The following is a 13,315-nucleotide window of genomic DNA, read 5'->3' on the forward strand; positions in this document are numbered from 1 at the left end:
CGTTCCGAGCCCCTCTCCCGCCGGGAGAGGGGTTGGGGTGAGGGGCAACGAAGCCCGCCTCTTTGATCTGCCTGACTGGCACAACGTCCACGATGGCGCTTTGATTCAATGGCGCCTTGCGGGTCGCATCTTCTTTTCCGTACATGGCGCCGCTCGCCGCGGAGGCATTCTTTCTTTGCTTGTGCAAAGAAAGAATCAAAGAAACACACCCCAGGCGGCACGCCCTCCGCGCTGCGCGCTCCGGGTCCGCGAGCAGGCCGGGAATTTTCGTAAGGCACATCCATGTGCCATACGAAAACGCCGTCATCCATGACGGCGCCCTTCGGGTTGTACCCGGCCCACTCGCCGTGCCTCATGGGGACCAGAAGGCAAACAAAAGCAAAGCAGCGGTCTGGAGGTCTCAGGCGTGGCTTTTGGGGCCCCTGAGGTCCGGCAGGCCCGGCGTGTAAAACCCGCAGGGCGGCGCACGAGGATGTGCGCCGTTTTCGCACAGGGCAGAGCCTGCCCCGTACGCGATACGGGGATGCCCTGCACGAAAATTCGCGCCGGGACTGCGCACCCGCCGCGCAGCGGCGGGCGGACCGCCGGGGTGTGTTTCTTTTGCCTACTTTTCTTTGCACAAGCAAAGAAAAGTAGGGCCCCCGCGGCGAGCGGCACCATGCTTGCGCGTCAAAGAACCGCCCCGTCAGGCCTGGAAAACAAGAGTCGCAGCGCGCCTTTGGACAGATCCAGTGTCCGCACGGGCAGTGGACTTCGTTGGCCCTCTCCCCAACCCCTCTCCCGCAGGGAGAGGGGGTTCATCCTGGCGCCGGTGAAAGGGCCCCAGCCGCCCGCGTGTAAAATCGACCCGATGAGCTTCCCCGTCCGCGCCATCACCCTCGACCTCGACGACACCCTCTGGCCGTTCGCCCCCATCGGCGCACGCATCGAGCGCGTCCTTGACGACTGGCTGCGCGAACACAGCCCCGCCACCGCCGCCATGTTCCCCGTCGAACGCATGCGCGCCGTGCGCGAAGACATCTTCGCCGCCCATCCGCAGTACCTGCACGACCTCAGCCGCCTGCGCCGGTTGACGCTGGAACACGCCCTGCGCGAAAGCGGTGCCGACATGGCCCTGCTGGAACCGGCGTACGAGACCTTCTACGCCGCGCGCAACCAGGTCGAGTACTACCCGGACGCACTGGACGCGCTGCAACGCATCGCCGCACGCTTGCCCATCGCCGCGGTGACCAACGGCAATGCCGACCTGCAGCGGATCGGGCTGGGGCACTTGTTCGTGCACCAGGTGCATTCGCGCGAGCACGGCGCGGCGAAGCCCGACGCCAGCATCTTCCACGCCGCCTGCGACCTGCTTGGCGTACCGCCGGGCGAAGTGCTGCACGTCGGCGACCATATCGAAATGGATGCCGTCGGCGCGTTGAAGGCCGGCCTGCGCAGCTGCTGGATCAACCGTCCGGAAGACCACGGCGGGCCTCCACGCGCATGGCCGCACGACGCGCTGCGTCCTGATCTGGAATTCGCCACCCTCACCGCGCTGGCCGACTGGCTGGACGCCCACCCCGACTTCGCCACGGAACACGCCGCCGCATGAGCGCTGCCCTCGCCTATACCGATTCCTCCCCCAACGCGCGTCCGCTGCATGTGCTCGAACGCACGCAACTGGCGACCTGGCGCGCGACGCAGTCGCCGGCGGTGAACGCCTGGCTCGACGCGCAGAATTTCACCGCGTCGCCCGGCTCGCTGCTGCCGCTGCCGGGCGAGAACGGCCTGGCCGGCGCGGTGATCGGCATCGGCGACGCGCTCGATCCGTATGCCTATGCGCATGCCCCTTTCGGTTTGCCGGCGGGCGACTGGCAGGTCGCCAGCGACCTGTCCGCCGAGGCACGCACCGCGCTGCAACTCGGCTGGGGCCTGGGCAGCTACCGGTTCGATCGCTACAAGCAGCCGCCGCGCAAGCCGGCGCGGCTGGTGTTGCCGCGGGCCGATGCCGAAGCGCTGGACCTGCTCGATGCCAGCCTGCAGGTGCGCGACCTGGTCAACACGCCGACCGAGCACATGGGTCCGGACGATCTGGAAGCCGCGGTGCGCGACCTCGCCGCCACCCATGGCGCCGAGGTGGAGGTCGTTGCCGGAGACGCGCTGCTGGCGCAGAACTTCCCCGCCATCCACGCGGTGGGCCGCGCCTCGCACCGCGCGCCGCGGCTGATCGCATTGCGCTGGGGCAACGCCTCGCATCCGCACGTGGCGCTGGTCGGCAAGGGCGTGTGCTTCGACACCGGCGGCCTGGACATCAAGCCGGCCGACGGCATGCGCCACATGAAGAAGGACATGGGCGGCGCGGCGCATGCGATCGCGCTGGCGCGACTGGTGATGGCGCGCTCGCTGCCGGTGCGGCTGACGCTGCTGGTGCCGGCGGTCGAGAACAGCATCGGCCCCAACGCATTCCGTCCCGGCGAAGTGATCGCCACGCGCAAGGGCGTCAGCGTCGAGATCGACAACACCGATGCCGAAGGCCGCGTGATCCTGTGCGACGCCCTGACCTATGCCGGTGAACAGGCGCCGGACTTGCTGCTGGACTTCGCCACGCTCACCGGCGCGGCGCGCATCGCACTGGGCCCCGACCTGCCGGCGCTGTTCGCCAACGATGACGCGGTGGCCAACGACTGGATCGCCGCCGGCGAGCGCATGCGCGACCCGGTGTGGCGCATGCCGCTGTGGCGTCCGTACCTGCGCTATCTCACCAGCGGCATCGCCGACCTGGCCAATGCCGGATCGCGCATGGCCGGCGCGGTCACCGCGGCGCTGTACCTCGAACGCTTCGTGCCGGACGGCATGGCGTGGGCGCATCTGGACGTCTACGCGTGGAACGACAGCGATCGCGCCGGACGCCCGGCTGGTGGCGAAGCGCTGGCGCTGCGCAGTGCCTACGCGATGCTGAAGGCGCGCTACGCGGCCGACTGATCGCCGGCGGGCTCCAGCTTCGCGGTTTCGACGCGGTTGCGGCCGGCGCGCTTGGCGCGGTATAGCGCCGCATCGGCCTGCCGCATCAGGCTTTCGCCGAGCCCGCCATGCTGCGGGAACATCGCCACGCCGATCGACACGGTCACCGGCGGCAGTTCCTGCCCCAGGTGCGTCACCCGCATGCCTTCCACGCCGGCACGGATCGCCTCGGCGCGCGCCTGCACGGTGATCGGGTCGGCTTCCGGCAGGATCAGCGTGAACTCCTCGCCGCCGTAGCGGCAGGCGATGTCCTCGTCGCGCGACAGCGCCTGCAGCAGGCGACCGAACTCGGACAGCAGCGCATCCCCGCCGGCATGCCCGTGCAGGTCGTTGAAGCGCTTGAAGTGGTCCAGGTCCAGCATCATCAGGCCCAGCGGCATGTGCCGGCGCTCGCAGCGCGCCAGTTCGCGCGCCAGCGACTCTTCCAGGTAGCGGCGGTTGAACAGGCCGGTCAGCGGCTCACGGATCGACTGCACGCGCAGGCGCGACTGCAGCTCCAGGCTCGACAGCGCCATCGACAACTGCTCGGCAGCGGTCTTCATCAGGTCCATGCGGGCGAGGAAGGCGTCATCGTGCCCCGACAGGTACAGCAGGCCGAGCTGGCTGCCCTGCGCGATCAGCGGTACGCAGACGTAGGTGGGCGTGGCGCCGAGCGTCGGCGTGGCCACATGCGCGCACGGCAGCAATTCGTGATGGGCGCGGTGCACATGCGGCTGGCCGCGGCGCAGGGCCCAGCAATCCGACAGCGGCAACATCGCCGGCCCGTTGAGCGCGTGCTCGCCCCAGTGGGCGACCTCTTCGGCGTAGTCCTGCGAGGCGCGTACGCGGTACAGCGTACCGCCAGCATCCGGCAGCAGGCGCGAGAAGTACTGCGTGGCCAGGCCGACCGCTTCTTCCACGCTCACGCAGCTCTGCAACATGCCGCCGTAGCGACTCAGTTCGTTGAGGTCGGTGCCCTGGCGCTCCAGTGCATCGATGTTGTCCAGCAACTCGGCCCGCGCCAGGTCGCCAGCGTCTTCGGCACGCGCACGGCGGCGGATCTCGCCGACCAGCAGGCTGTAGACCACGGCGATGATGATCAGGCCCAGCGGGATGCCGAGGATGGCGAGGGCGCGCAGCAGGGTGGCGCTGTTCCGGCTGGACGCGGCGCGCTGCACGAGCAACTGCCGCTCGGTGGCCACCAGTTGCCGGGCCTGCGCGCGCAGCGCCGCCGACGTGCGCCGCACCTCCTGCCCGATCGAGCGTTGCGCGGAAGGCAGGCCGCCCATCGCGTAATTGCCCAGCGTGGCGTCCATCTGGCCCAACCGGCGCTCGATCTCGATCTTCCACGCCAGTGCGCGCCGCGTCTGCTCCGGATTGTCGCGCACCAGCGACTGCAGCGCCGCGATCATCTCCGGCAGGTCACCGCGGCTGCGCTGGTAATCGGCCAGATAGTCGACGTCCGCGGTCAGCAGGTAACCGCGCTGGGCCGACTCGCCGTCGCGCAGGTGCGCTTCGATGGCACCGACCAGCGCGATGACTTCATTCGTGTGCGACACCCGGTTGGCATCGCCGATGAAACGCTGCGCACCCAGCAGGACCCCCACCCCGATCAGGACGAAGATCGCGGCCGCGACGAGCAGGCCGATGCGGTTGGCGTGGCGATGACGCAGGGGCATTGCAGGGTGGGGGCAGCAACGGTCTGGTGCAGACTAGGTCGCACTGTCCGGCGAGACAACCCGGCTCACATCCGAAGTGCCAACCACGGCACATCTTGCAGGGGCTACAGCCACCCGCGCTGGCGCGCCATCCGGTAGGCCTCGATGCGGTTGGCCACGCCCAGCTTGCCGATCGCCTCGGACAGGTAGTTGCGCACGGTGCCCTGCGACAGGTTCAACTGCCTGGCGATGTCGCCGGCCGACTGGCCTTCGCCCGCCAGCCGCAGCACCTGGCGTTCGCGGTCGTTGAGCGGGTCGGCATCGGACCATGCTTCCAGCGCGAGTTGCGGATCGATGGCGCGGCCACCGCGGTGCACCTTGCGCAGCGCCTCGGCCAAGTCTTCGGCGGGCGCATCCTTCAGCAGGTAGCCGGACACGCCGGCGTCCAGTGCGCGTCGCAGGAAACCGCCGCGCGCGAAGGTGGTGACGATGACGACCTTGCACGCGATCTCGTGGCGCTGGATGCGCTGCGCCAGTTCCAGGCCACTCAGCCCCGGCATCTCGATGTCGGTGACCAGCAGGTCGGGCTTCAGGCGCTGCAGCTCGCGCCACGCGGTCTCGCCATCCGGCGCGCTGCCGACCACCTCGATGTCGGTCTCCATGCCCAGCAGTGCGGTCAATGCGCCACGCACCATGGCCTGGTCTTCGGCGAGGAGTACGCGGATCATCGGGAGGCCGGAAGGGAAGGATCGGATGACACGCTAGCAAATCGTGTGCAGGTAGGGGAGCGCGAAGACTCTATGGTCCGATGTGGGAGCGACGTCAGTCGCGATCGCACGAATGAATCGCCGATGTCGCCATGTGTCGTCGATGCATCCATCCGGCATAGTCGGTTCGCGACTTACGTCGCTCCCACGGTGTCTTCGCTGGACACTGCTGGTACGTCCTCCCGCGCCGGCAGCGGCAGCACGATCTCCACGCATGTGCCCTGCCGCAGCGTCGAATCGATGCGCAGGCGACCGCCGCGCGACTCGACCCGCTCGCGCATGCCACTCAACCCGTTGCCCGGCACGGCGGCGCTGCCGACGCCGTTGTCGCGGATGCGCAGCCGCACATGCTCGTCCGTCGATGCGAGCGACACCTCGGCGAGCGTGGCGCGGGCATGGCGCTGGATGTTGGTGACCGCCTCGCGCAGGGCCAGGGCAAGGACGGTTTCGAGATCCGGCGGCACGACGGCCTCCTGTGCGTCGTAGCGCAGGGTGACGCCGTCCGACTCCAGCAGCAGCTTCGCCGATGCGAGTTCGGCCGCCAGGCCGGCGGCACGGATGCCGGTGACCGCGCGACGGACCTGCGCCAGCGCATCGCGGGCGACGCGGCTGACTTCGACGATCTCGTTGCGCGCGGCCTGGGGATCGCGCTCGATCAGGCGACCGGCGAGATCCGACTTCAGCGCCACCAGCGAGAGCGTGTGGCCGAGCAGGTCGTGCAGGTCGCGGCCGATGCGTTCGCGTTCGGCGAGCGCGGCCAGCCGCCGGACTTCCTCATGCGACAGCTTCAGCTCCGCGCGCTTGCGCACGGTCTCCGACTGGAAGTAGTTGCCGGTGAACACCGCCACCGAGATGATCGCGGTCAACACCGGGACGAACACCGGGAACCCCAGCCACACGGACAGGACGTAGTACGTCCCCAGCAATGCCGCCAGCGCGACCAGCCGCGTCCACAGCGTGCCGGGCAGCAGCGCGACGAAGGCCGCCGCATAGATGATGTAGGTGTTGGAGAAGGCGTTGTACGCCATCAGTCCGCAGCCGAGCGCGGCGATGCCCAACGTGCACAGCACCCGCGTCATCGCGCTGCCGCGGTAGGCGAGGAAGTACATCGGCAGGAACACCGCGATGGACAGCAGCGTCGGCCACAGGCGCCATGGCAGGTGGTCGCCCCAGTTGCTGTCCGACGGCACCAGGACCGGCATGAACAGGAACAGCAGATAGCCCAGCAGCAGCACCGGCATCCAGCCCAGGCCCAGCGCTTCGGGCACCAGCGCATCGCGCAACCGGGTGAGCGTGCGCAGCCATCGCGGGGAAGAAAGGTTCATCGACGACTCCTTACGGGGGATGCCGCGTTCAACGCACCAGCCGGCGGCGCGCCAGCAGGAAGAACACGACCGTGATGGCAACCAGCACGGCGACGTGCAGCAGTAGCGGACGCCCCGCATCCACGCCGATCACCTGCTGTGCGATCTGCGCCAGATGATACGCGGGCCATGCAGGTGCGACGGACTGAAGGAACGCAGGCAGTATGTTCAAGGGCACCCACAGGCCCGACAGGAACGCCATGGGCAAATAGATGAAGTTGATCAGCGCCGGCGCGCCGCGCCCGCTCACCCGCGTGCCCAGCCACAGGCCGAGCGCGCTGAACGGCAGCACGCCCACCAGGCAGGTCGCCACCAGCGCCAGCCATTGCAGCGCCGACAGGCGCACGCCGGCCACGCCGACCGCCAGCACGCCGAGCAGCAGCAGGATGATCGCGGCGAACAGCACCGCCATCGCCATCTTCGCGACGAGATACGCACCCGGCGGCATCGGCTGCGCGCGCTTCAAGGTCAGCAGGCCCTGCTCGCGGTCCATCGCCACGGTCACGCCGAAACCGAACAGCGCCACGCCCATCACGCCGAACACGCTGTAGCCCGCCAGCAGGTAGGTCGCGGCGGCGGGCCCGCCCTTGCCACCCAGCAGTACGCCGAACAGCAGGTAGAACACCGGCGGGAACAGCAGGCAGGGCAGCGAGAACGAGGGCGTGCGCAGCAGGCGCAGGAATTCGTAGCGCGCCTCCAGCAGGTAGGCGCGACGGGAAGAAAAAGGAACGGCAGCGATCGTGTCCATCAGGCGGCTTCCTGTTCGGCGGCATCACGGGTGAGGGCGAGGAAGGCGTCGGCCAGGCCGGCGCGCTGCACTTCCAGGTCGGTCAGCGCGGCATCCTCGGCCAATAGGCGGCGGACGACGGTTTCGGCGGATTCGGCGACGATCTCCAGCCTGGCGCCGTCGCGCTGGACGAACTGCACGCCCGGCCAGCCGTGCAACCGCTCCGCCGGCAGCGCACTGATGCAGCGGATGCGGCGTTGCGCCACATGCGCGCGGATCTGCGCGACGGTGCCTTCGGCGACGAGGCGCCCGTGGTTCACCACCACCACGCGGTCGGCGAGCGCCTCGGCTTCTTCCAGATAGTGCGTGGTCAACAGCACCGCGCAGCCCTGTGTGCGCAGTTCGCGGATCGCCTTCCACAGCGTCTGCCGCGCATCGATGTCGAGGCCGGTGGTGGGTTCGTCGAGGAAGAGCAGTTCGGGCCGGCCGCAGACGGCCATCGCGAACTGCACGCGCCGCTGCTGGCCACCGGAGAGCTGCCCGTAGCGGCGCGCCATCAGGCCGTCGAGACCGGCCAAGGCCACCAGGTCCGCGACGCTGCGCGGCTGCGGGTAGTAGGCGCGCGTCAGGTCGATCAGCTCGTGCACCTTCAGCGTGTCCGGCACCGCGGCGGACTGCAGCATCACGCCGGTGCGGCGCCGCGCCTCCAGCGACTGCGGCGGCAAGCCGAACAGCTCGGCCGTGCCGGCGTCGGCGCGCTGCAGGCCCAGCAGCAGGCTGATCGCGGTGCTCTTGCCTGCGCCGTTGGGGCCGAGCAGCGCCAGCACCTGCCCGGCGGGCAACGCCAGGTCCAGGCCGTCCAGGGCCAGGGTCTTGCCATAGTGGTGGCGCACGCCGCGCAGGCGGGCCAGCGGTGCGGTGGTAAGGCTTGCGACGTTCATGCGACGGTCTCGCCGGAGGGTGTGGCCATGCTGCCGGCCCGCCGGCCCGGTGATGAGTGCGGCCCCTCAGGCGAATCACCTGACAGTTGTCACTGGGATGCGGGCCACGACTGGCCCACGATGCGCCCCGTGGCAGGCCGTGGCCCGCCATCGCCGCAGGAAGTGACTTCCGGCAACTAGGCTTCCGTTACCCTTGCTGGTCACACTTCCCCGCATTCACCGTCTGGATACGCATGAACACGTCTGCCGACCTGCTGAAGGAACTCCGTATCGACCGCAAGGCGCCGCCGCCGGCCCCGCCGTCGCGCCGTGGCCTGTGGATCACGCTGGGCGTGGTCGTGGTGCTGCTGGCGCTGGCCGCCGCGGGCTGGGCCGTGTTCGGCCGCGAGAAACCGCTGGAAGTGCGCACCGCGCCGACCGTCGCGCTGGGCAACAACGCCGCGTCCGCCTCGGTGCTGGACGCGTCCGGTTATGTGGTCGCGCGCCGCATGGCGACGGTGTCGGCCAAGGTCACCGGCAAGGTGCAGGAAGTGCTGATCGAGGAAGGCATGCGCGTGGAGGCCGGCCAGGTGCTGGCGCGGCTGGAGCCGATCGACGCCGACGCCGACCGCGCCCTGTCGCAGAGCCAGCTGCAGGCCGCCCGCAGCCAGACCACGGGCGTGCAGGCGCAGCTGGTGGAAGCGGAAGCGAACGCGCGCCGCCTCTCGTCGCTCGTCGCCCAGCAACTCGTGTCGAAAGCGCAGTACGACCAGGCCGTCGCCCAGCGCGACCTGCTGCGTGCGCAGGTGCAGACCGCGCAGCGCAACGAGCGCACGGCCGCCGACCGCCTGAAGATCGCCGACATCGGCCTGGACAACACCATCGTGCGTGCCCCGTTCGCTGGCGTGGTGATCGCCAAGGCGGCGCAGCCGGGCGAGATCGTGTCGCCGCTGTCCGCCGGCGGCGGCTTTACCCGCACCGGCATCGGCACCATCGTCGACATGGAGTCGCTGGAAGTGGAAGTGGAGGTCAATGAATCCTTCATCGGCCGCGTGCAGCCGAAGATGCCGATCCAGGCCACGCTCAACGCCTATCCGGACTGGCAGATCCCGGGCGAGGTCATCGCCATCATTCCGACCGCCGACCGCAGCAAGGCGACCGTCAAGGTGCGCGTGGCGCTGGGCGTGAAGGATCCGCGCATCGTGCCGGACATGGGCGTGCGCGTGAGCTTCCTGGAAGCCGCCAAGCCGCAGCAGGCCGAACAGCCCAAGGGTGTGCGCGTGCCCGGCGCCGGCGTGGCCGAGCGCGACGGCGCGCAGGTGGCCTTTGTGGTCGGCGACGACGACACCGTGCAGCAGCGCAGCCTGAAGGTCGCCGGCAAGCTCGGCGACGACGTCCACGTCACCGACGGACTGCAGGCCGGCGAAACCGTCGTGCTGGACCCGCCTGCCGAACTGAAGGACGGTGCCAAGGTCGTGCTGGCCGAAGACGCCGAGTAAGGATTCCACCGCGTGAGGATCTTCCCCGCGCGGCGAATCACCGGACTATCCGCGCCGCCCCGCCGGCGCGTGTCGATCCCGGACGACGCCATCCGTCGTCCCACGGACGGACCGTGTCCATCGGGGACACGATCCGTCCTGTTCGAACCTCATCATCGCCGTTCGCCTTTCCGCCTCCAACAAGGACCTTGCCGATGTCTTCCCTGGTTTCCATCCGCAACCTCACCAAGACCTACCAGCGCGGCCCCGAGAAGGTGCAGGTGCTGCACGGCATCGACCTGGACATCCCGCACGGCGACTTCGTCGCGCTGATGGGGCCGTCCGGCTCGGGCAAGACGACGCTGCTCAACCTGATCGGCGGCCTGGACACTCCCAGCGGCGGCGAGATCGAGATCGAGGGCCAGCGCATCGACCGCATGAACGACGGCCAGCTTGCGCACTGGCGCAGCTCGCACGTCGGCTTCGTCTTCCAGTTCTACAACCTGATGCCCACGCTCACCGCGCAGCGCAACGTCGAACTGCCGCTGCTGCTGACCAAGCTCGGTGGCGCGCAGCGCAAGCGCAATGCGGAGATCGCGCTGCAGCTGGTCGGCCTGGCCGACCGCAAGTCGCACCGGCCCAACGAACTTTCCGGCGGCCAGCAGCAGCGCGTGGCCATCGCCCGCGCCATCGTGTCCGACCCGACCTTCCTGATCTGCGACGAACCGACCGGCGACCTCGACCGTCAGTCGGCCGAGGACATCCTCAACCTGCTGCAGATGCTCAACCGCGAGCACGGCAAGACCATCATCATGGTCACGCACGATCCGAAGGCGGCGGAGTACGCCACCCACACCATCCACCTGGACAAGGGCGAACTGGCCGACACGCCGGCTGCGCACTGATCGGAGGCGGACATGAAATATTTCTCGCTGATCTGGTCGGCGCTGTTCCGCAGCAAGACGCGGACACTGCTGACCCTGCTCTCGGTGGTGGCGGCCTTCCTGCTGTTCGGCCTGCTCGACTCGGTGCGCGTGGCGTTCAACTCCGGCGGCAGCGTGGCCGGCGCGGACCGCCTGGTCGTGGCCTCGCGGCTGTCCATCACGCAGATGCTGCCCTACAGCCTGGCGGCCCGCATCGACGCAACGCCGGGCGTGAAGAAGAGCGCCTACGCCGCGTGGTTCGGCGGCATCTACAAGGACCCGAAGAACTTCTTCCCGAACTTCTCGGTCGGTCCCGGCTACATGGAGATGTACCCGGAATACATCATCGATCCGGCCCAGCTGAAGGCCTGGGAAGCCGACCGCACTGGCGCCATCGTCGGCGAGAACCTGGCCAGGCGCTTCGGCTGGAAGATCGGCGACACCATCCCGCTGCAGGCGACGATCTTTCCGCAGAAGGACGGCAGCAACGCCTGGCCGCTCACGCTGCGGGGCACGTTCAAGCTCGCCGACAGCAAACGCAAGGGCGAGGAGAACCAGCTGCTGTTCCACTGGAAGTACTTCGACGAGGCCAACCAGTACGTCAACGGCCAGATCGGCTGGTACATGGTGAAGCTGGACAACGTGAACCACGCCACCCGCGTGGCCAACGCCATCGACGCGATCTCGGCCAATTCCGCGCACGAGACCAAGACCCAGACCGAACAGGCCTTCAACCAGTCCTTCGCCAAGCAGTTCGCCGACATCGGCCTGATCGTCACCGCGATCATGGCGGCGGTGTTCTTCACCCTGCTGCTGCTGACCGGCAACACCATGGCGCAGGCCGTGCGCGAGCGCGTCCCCGAGCTCGCGGTGCTGAAGACGCTGGGCTTCACGAACGGCACGGTGCTGGTGCTGGTACTGGTGGAATCGGTGCTGCTGATCGTGCTGGGCGGCGTGCTGGGCATGGCGATCGCCTCGGCCATCATTCCGGTGGTCAGCGGCGCCAGCAACGGCATGATCGCGCTGCCCTCCATCCCCGCACAGACCTGGGGCATGGGACTGGGCTTGATGGTGGCGATCGGACTGATCGTCGGCGCATTGCCGGCGACCCGTGCGATGCGGTTGAAGATCGTCGATGCATTGGCCGGCCGCTGACAGGAGACATGACATGAAGAAGCAATGGTTGGGCAATCTCATCTCCATCGTGGCGCTGGTCGTCGGCCTGGGCGTGTGGATCGTGTTGCCGTGGTTCGCGGTACTCGGCATCGCGGTGGCGCTGATGCTGTGGCTGTTCCTCACCCGCAGCGGACGGTTGTCGCTGGAAGCGGCGAAGATCGGCATCGCCAGCCTGCCGCAGCGCTGGGGCGCTTCGTCGGTGATCGTGGTCGGCATCGCCGGCGTGGTCGGCGTGCTGGTGGCGATGCTGGCGATGGGCGAAGGCTTTTCTGCGACGCTCAAGCAGACCGGCGGCGAGGACACCGCCATCGTGCTGCGCGGCGGTTCGCAGGCGGAGACCAACTCGGTCATCAGCCGCGACCAGGTGCCGCTGATCTCCACGCTGGCCGGCGTCGCCAAGGGCAAGGACGGCCGTGCGCTGCTGTCGCCGGAGCTGTCGCAGATCGTCAACCTGCCGACCGCCAGCACCGGCGAAGACGCCAACGCGCAGTTTCGCGGTGTCAGCGAAGCCGCCTGGGCGATCCGTCCGCAGGTGAAGCTGACCGAGGGCCGCAAGTTCAACGTCGGCGTGCGCGAGATCGTGGTCGGCCAGGGCGCGAAGGGCCAGTACCGCGGCCTCGACGTCGGCAAGACGCTGAAGCTGGGCAACCAGGAATGGACGGTGGTCGGCGTGTTCGCCTCCGGCGATGCGCACGACTCGGAGCTGTGGACCGACATCGACACACTGTCGTCGGCCTACGACCGCCGCGCCTACCAGTCGGTCACCGTGCGCACCGAAGGCAAGGCGGGCTTCGACCAGTTCAAGCAGGCGATGGAGAACGACCCGCGCCTGAAGCTGGACGTGCTGACCACGCGCGACTACTACACCAAGCAGTCGACCGGCCTGAACACGCTGATCAAGGTGCTCGGCACGGTGATCGGCACCATCATGGCGATCGGCGCGGTGTTCGGTGCACTCAACACCATGTACGCCGCCGTCGCCGGCCGTGCGCGCGAGATCGCCACGATGCGGGCGATCGGTTTCCGCGGCCTGCCGGTGGTGATGGCGGTGATGCTGGAGACGATGCTGCTGGCGTTGCTGGGTGGCGTGCTGGGCGGGCTGATCGCCTGGGCGGTGTTCAACGGCTACAGCGTGGCGACGCTGGGCAGCAACTTCAGCCAGGTGGTGTTCCAGTTCAAGGTCACGCCGGAACTGCTGTGGAGCGGGCTGAAGTGGGCGCTCGGCATCGGCCTCGTCGGCGGGCTGTTCCCCGCGTTGCGGGCGGCACGCCTGCCGATCACGCAGGCGCTGCGCGCGATCTGAGGCATGTTCAGGGGATGCCG

At 68.7% G+C, this 13,315-nt stretch carries 11 protein-coding genes; 6 read left to right on the top strand and 5 right to left on the bottom strand.

The window, feature by feature from the left end; translation table 11 throughout:
• Positions 1 to 850 precede the first annotated feature (850 nt).
• Together ACGHX3_RS16955 and ACGHX3_RS16960 are read left to right on the top strand one after the other, a co-directional pair.
• Positions 851 to 1,591 (top strand): HAD family hydrolase, encoded by a 741-nt coding sequence (locus ACGHX3_RS16955; RefSeq protein ID WP_394695681.1) that lies wholly within the window; start codon positions 851 to 853, stop codon positions 1,589 to 1,591.
• Positions 1,588 to 2,961 (top strand): M17 family metallopeptidase, encoded by a 1,374-nt coding sequence (locus ACGHX3_RS16960; RefSeq protein WP_213604655.1) that lies wholly within the window; start codon positions 1,588 to 1,590, stop codon positions 2,959 to 2,961. The genes ACGHX3_RS16955 and ACGHX3_RS16960 overlap by 4 nt, the downstream gene beginning before the upstream one ends.
• Here ACGHX3_RS16960 and ACGHX3_RS16965 read toward each other — a convergent pair.
• The 5 genes from ACGHX3_RS16965 to ACGHX3_RS16985 all read right to left on the bottom strand — a co-directional run bounded on the left by ACGHX3_RS16965 (position 2,946) and on the right by ACGHX3_RS16985 (position 8,436).
• Positions 2,946 to 4,658, bottom strand: a complete 1,713-nt coding sequence (locus ACGHX3_RS16965) for a diguanylate cyclase (RefSeq protein ID WP_213604654.1) — start codon at positions 4,656 to 4,658, stop codon at positions 2,946 to 2,948. The genes ACGHX3_RS16960 and ACGHX3_RS16965 overlap by 16 nt on opposite strands.
• Positions 4,659 to 4,762: 104 nt before the next feature.
• Positions 4,763 to 5,365, bottom strand: a complete 603-nt coding sequence (locus ACGHX3_RS16970; RefSeq protein WP_213604653.1) for a response regulator transcription factor — start codon at positions 5,363 to 5,365, stop codon at positions 4,763 to 4,765.
• Positions 5,366 to 5,538: 173 nt separating this feature from the next.
• The gene (locus tag ACGHX3_RS16975; RefSeq protein ID WP_394695682.1) at positions 5,539 to 6,729 is read right to left on the bottom strand and encodes a sensor histidine kinase; all 1,191 of its coding nucleotides are present in this window, start codon (positions 6,727 to 6,729) and stop codon (positions 5,539 to 5,541) included.
• Between the two features lie 28 nt (positions 6,730 to 6,757).
• Complete coding sequence (locus ACGHX3_RS16980; protein ID WP_213604652.1) at positions 6,758 to 7,516, bottom strand: ABC transporter permease; 759 nt, start codon at positions 7,514 to 7,516, stop codon at positions 6,758 to 6,760.
• Positions 7,516 to 8,436: an ABC transporter ATP-binding protein gene (locus ACGHX3_RS16985; RefSeq protein WP_394695683.1), complete on the bottom strand. Its 921-nt coding sequence runs from the start codon at positions 8,434 to 8,436 to the stop codon at positions 7,516 to 7,518. The genes ACGHX3_RS16980 and ACGHX3_RS16985 overlap by 1 nt, the downstream gene beginning before the upstream one ends.
• Before the next feature lie 233 nt (positions 8,437 to 8,669).
• Between ACGHX3_RS16985 and ACGHX3_RS16990 the strand changes: the two genes are divergently transcribed.
• The 4 genes from ACGHX3_RS16990 to ACGHX3_RS17005 all read left to right on the top strand — a co-directional run bounded on the left by ACGHX3_RS16990 (position 8,670) and on the right by ACGHX3_RS17005 (position 13,295).
• Positions 8,670 to 9,914, top strand: a complete 1,245-nt coding sequence (locus tag ACGHX3_RS16990) for an efflux RND transporter periplasmic adaptor subunit (RefSeq protein WP_394695684.1) — start codon at positions 8,670 to 8,672, stop codon at positions 9,912 to 9,914.
• A 194-nt stretch (positions 9,915 to 10,108) separates the two neighbouring features.
• On the top strand, positions 10,109 to 10,798 hold the full coding sequence (locus ACGHX3_RS16995) for an ABC transporter ATP-binding protein (RefSeq protein ID WP_192273399.1): 690 nt from the start codon (positions 10,109 to 10,111) through the stop codon (positions 10,796 to 10,798).
• 12 nt (positions 10,799 to 10,810) lie between these two features.
• A complete protein-coding gene (locus ACGHX3_RS17000) occupies positions 10,811 to 11,971 on the top strand; it encodes an ABC transporter permease (RefSeq protein ID WP_162337503.1) in 1,161 nt (386 codons plus the stop codon).
• Positions 11,972 to 11,984: 13 nt separating this feature from the next.
• Positions 11,985 to 13,295 (top strand): ABC transporter permease, encoded by a 1,311-nt coding sequence (locus tag ACGHX3_RS17005; protein ID WP_394695685.1) that lies wholly within the window; start codon positions 11,985 to 11,987, stop codon positions 13,293 to 13,295.
• The last annotated feature ends 20 nt before the right edge of the window (positions 13,296 to 13,315 follow it).

It is taken from the genome of Pseudoxanthomonas japonensis, from assembly GCF_043632995.1.
Lineage (GTDB): Bacteria > Pseudomonadota > Gammaproteobacteria > Xanthomonadales > Xanthomonadaceae > Pseudoxanthomonas_A > Pseudoxanthomonas_A japonensis.

Excerpts from the sequence above, each read along its gene's own strand:
- ACGHX3_RS16955 (WP_394695681.1), top strand. The coding sequence starts at position 851 with ATGAGCTTCCCCGTCCGCGCCATCACCCTCGACCTCGACGACACCCTC.
- ACGHX3_RS16960 (WP_213604655.1), top strand. The coding sequence starts at position 1,588 with ATGAGCGCTGCCCTCGCCTATACCGATTCCTCCCCCAACGCGCGTCCG.
- ACGHX3_RS16965 (WP_213604654.1), bottom strand. The coding sequence starts at position 4,658 with ATGCCCCTGCGTCATCGCCACGCCAACCGCATCGGCCTGCTCGTCGCG.
- ACGHX3_RS16970 (WP_213604653.1), bottom strand. The coding sequence starts at position 5,365 with ATGATCCGCGTACTCCTCGCCGAAGACCAGGCCATGGTGCGTGGCGCA.
- ACGHX3_RS16975 (WP_394695682.1), bottom strand. The coding sequence starts at position 6,729 with ATGAACCTTTCTTCCCCGCGATGGCTGCGCACGCTCACCCGGTTGCGC.
- ACGHX3_RS16980 (WP_213604652.1), bottom strand. The coding sequence starts at position 7,516 with ATGGACACGATCGCTGCCGTTCCTTTTTCTTCCCGTCGCGCCTACCTG.
- ACGHX3_RS16985 (WP_394695683.1), bottom strand. The coding sequence starts at position 8,436 with ATGAACGTCGCAAGCCTTACCACCGCACCGCTGGCCCGCCTGCGCGGC.
- ACGHX3_RS16990 (WP_394695684.1), top strand. The coding sequence starts at position 8,670 with ATGAACACGTCTGCCGACCTGCTGAAGGAACTCCGTATCGACCGCAAG.
- ACGHX3_RS16995 (WP_192273399.1), top strand. The coding sequence starts at position 10,109 with ATGTCTTCCCTGGTTTCCATCCGCAACCTCACCAAGACCTACCAGCGC.
- ACGHX3_RS17000 (WP_162337503.1), top strand. The coding sequence starts at position 10,811 with ATGAAATATTTCTCGCTGATCTGGTCGGCGCTGTTCCGCAGCAAGACG.
- ACGHX3_RS17005 (WP_394695685.1), top strand. The coding sequence starts at position 11,985 with ATGAAGAAGCAATGGTTGGGCAATCTCATCTCCATCGTGGCGCTGGTC.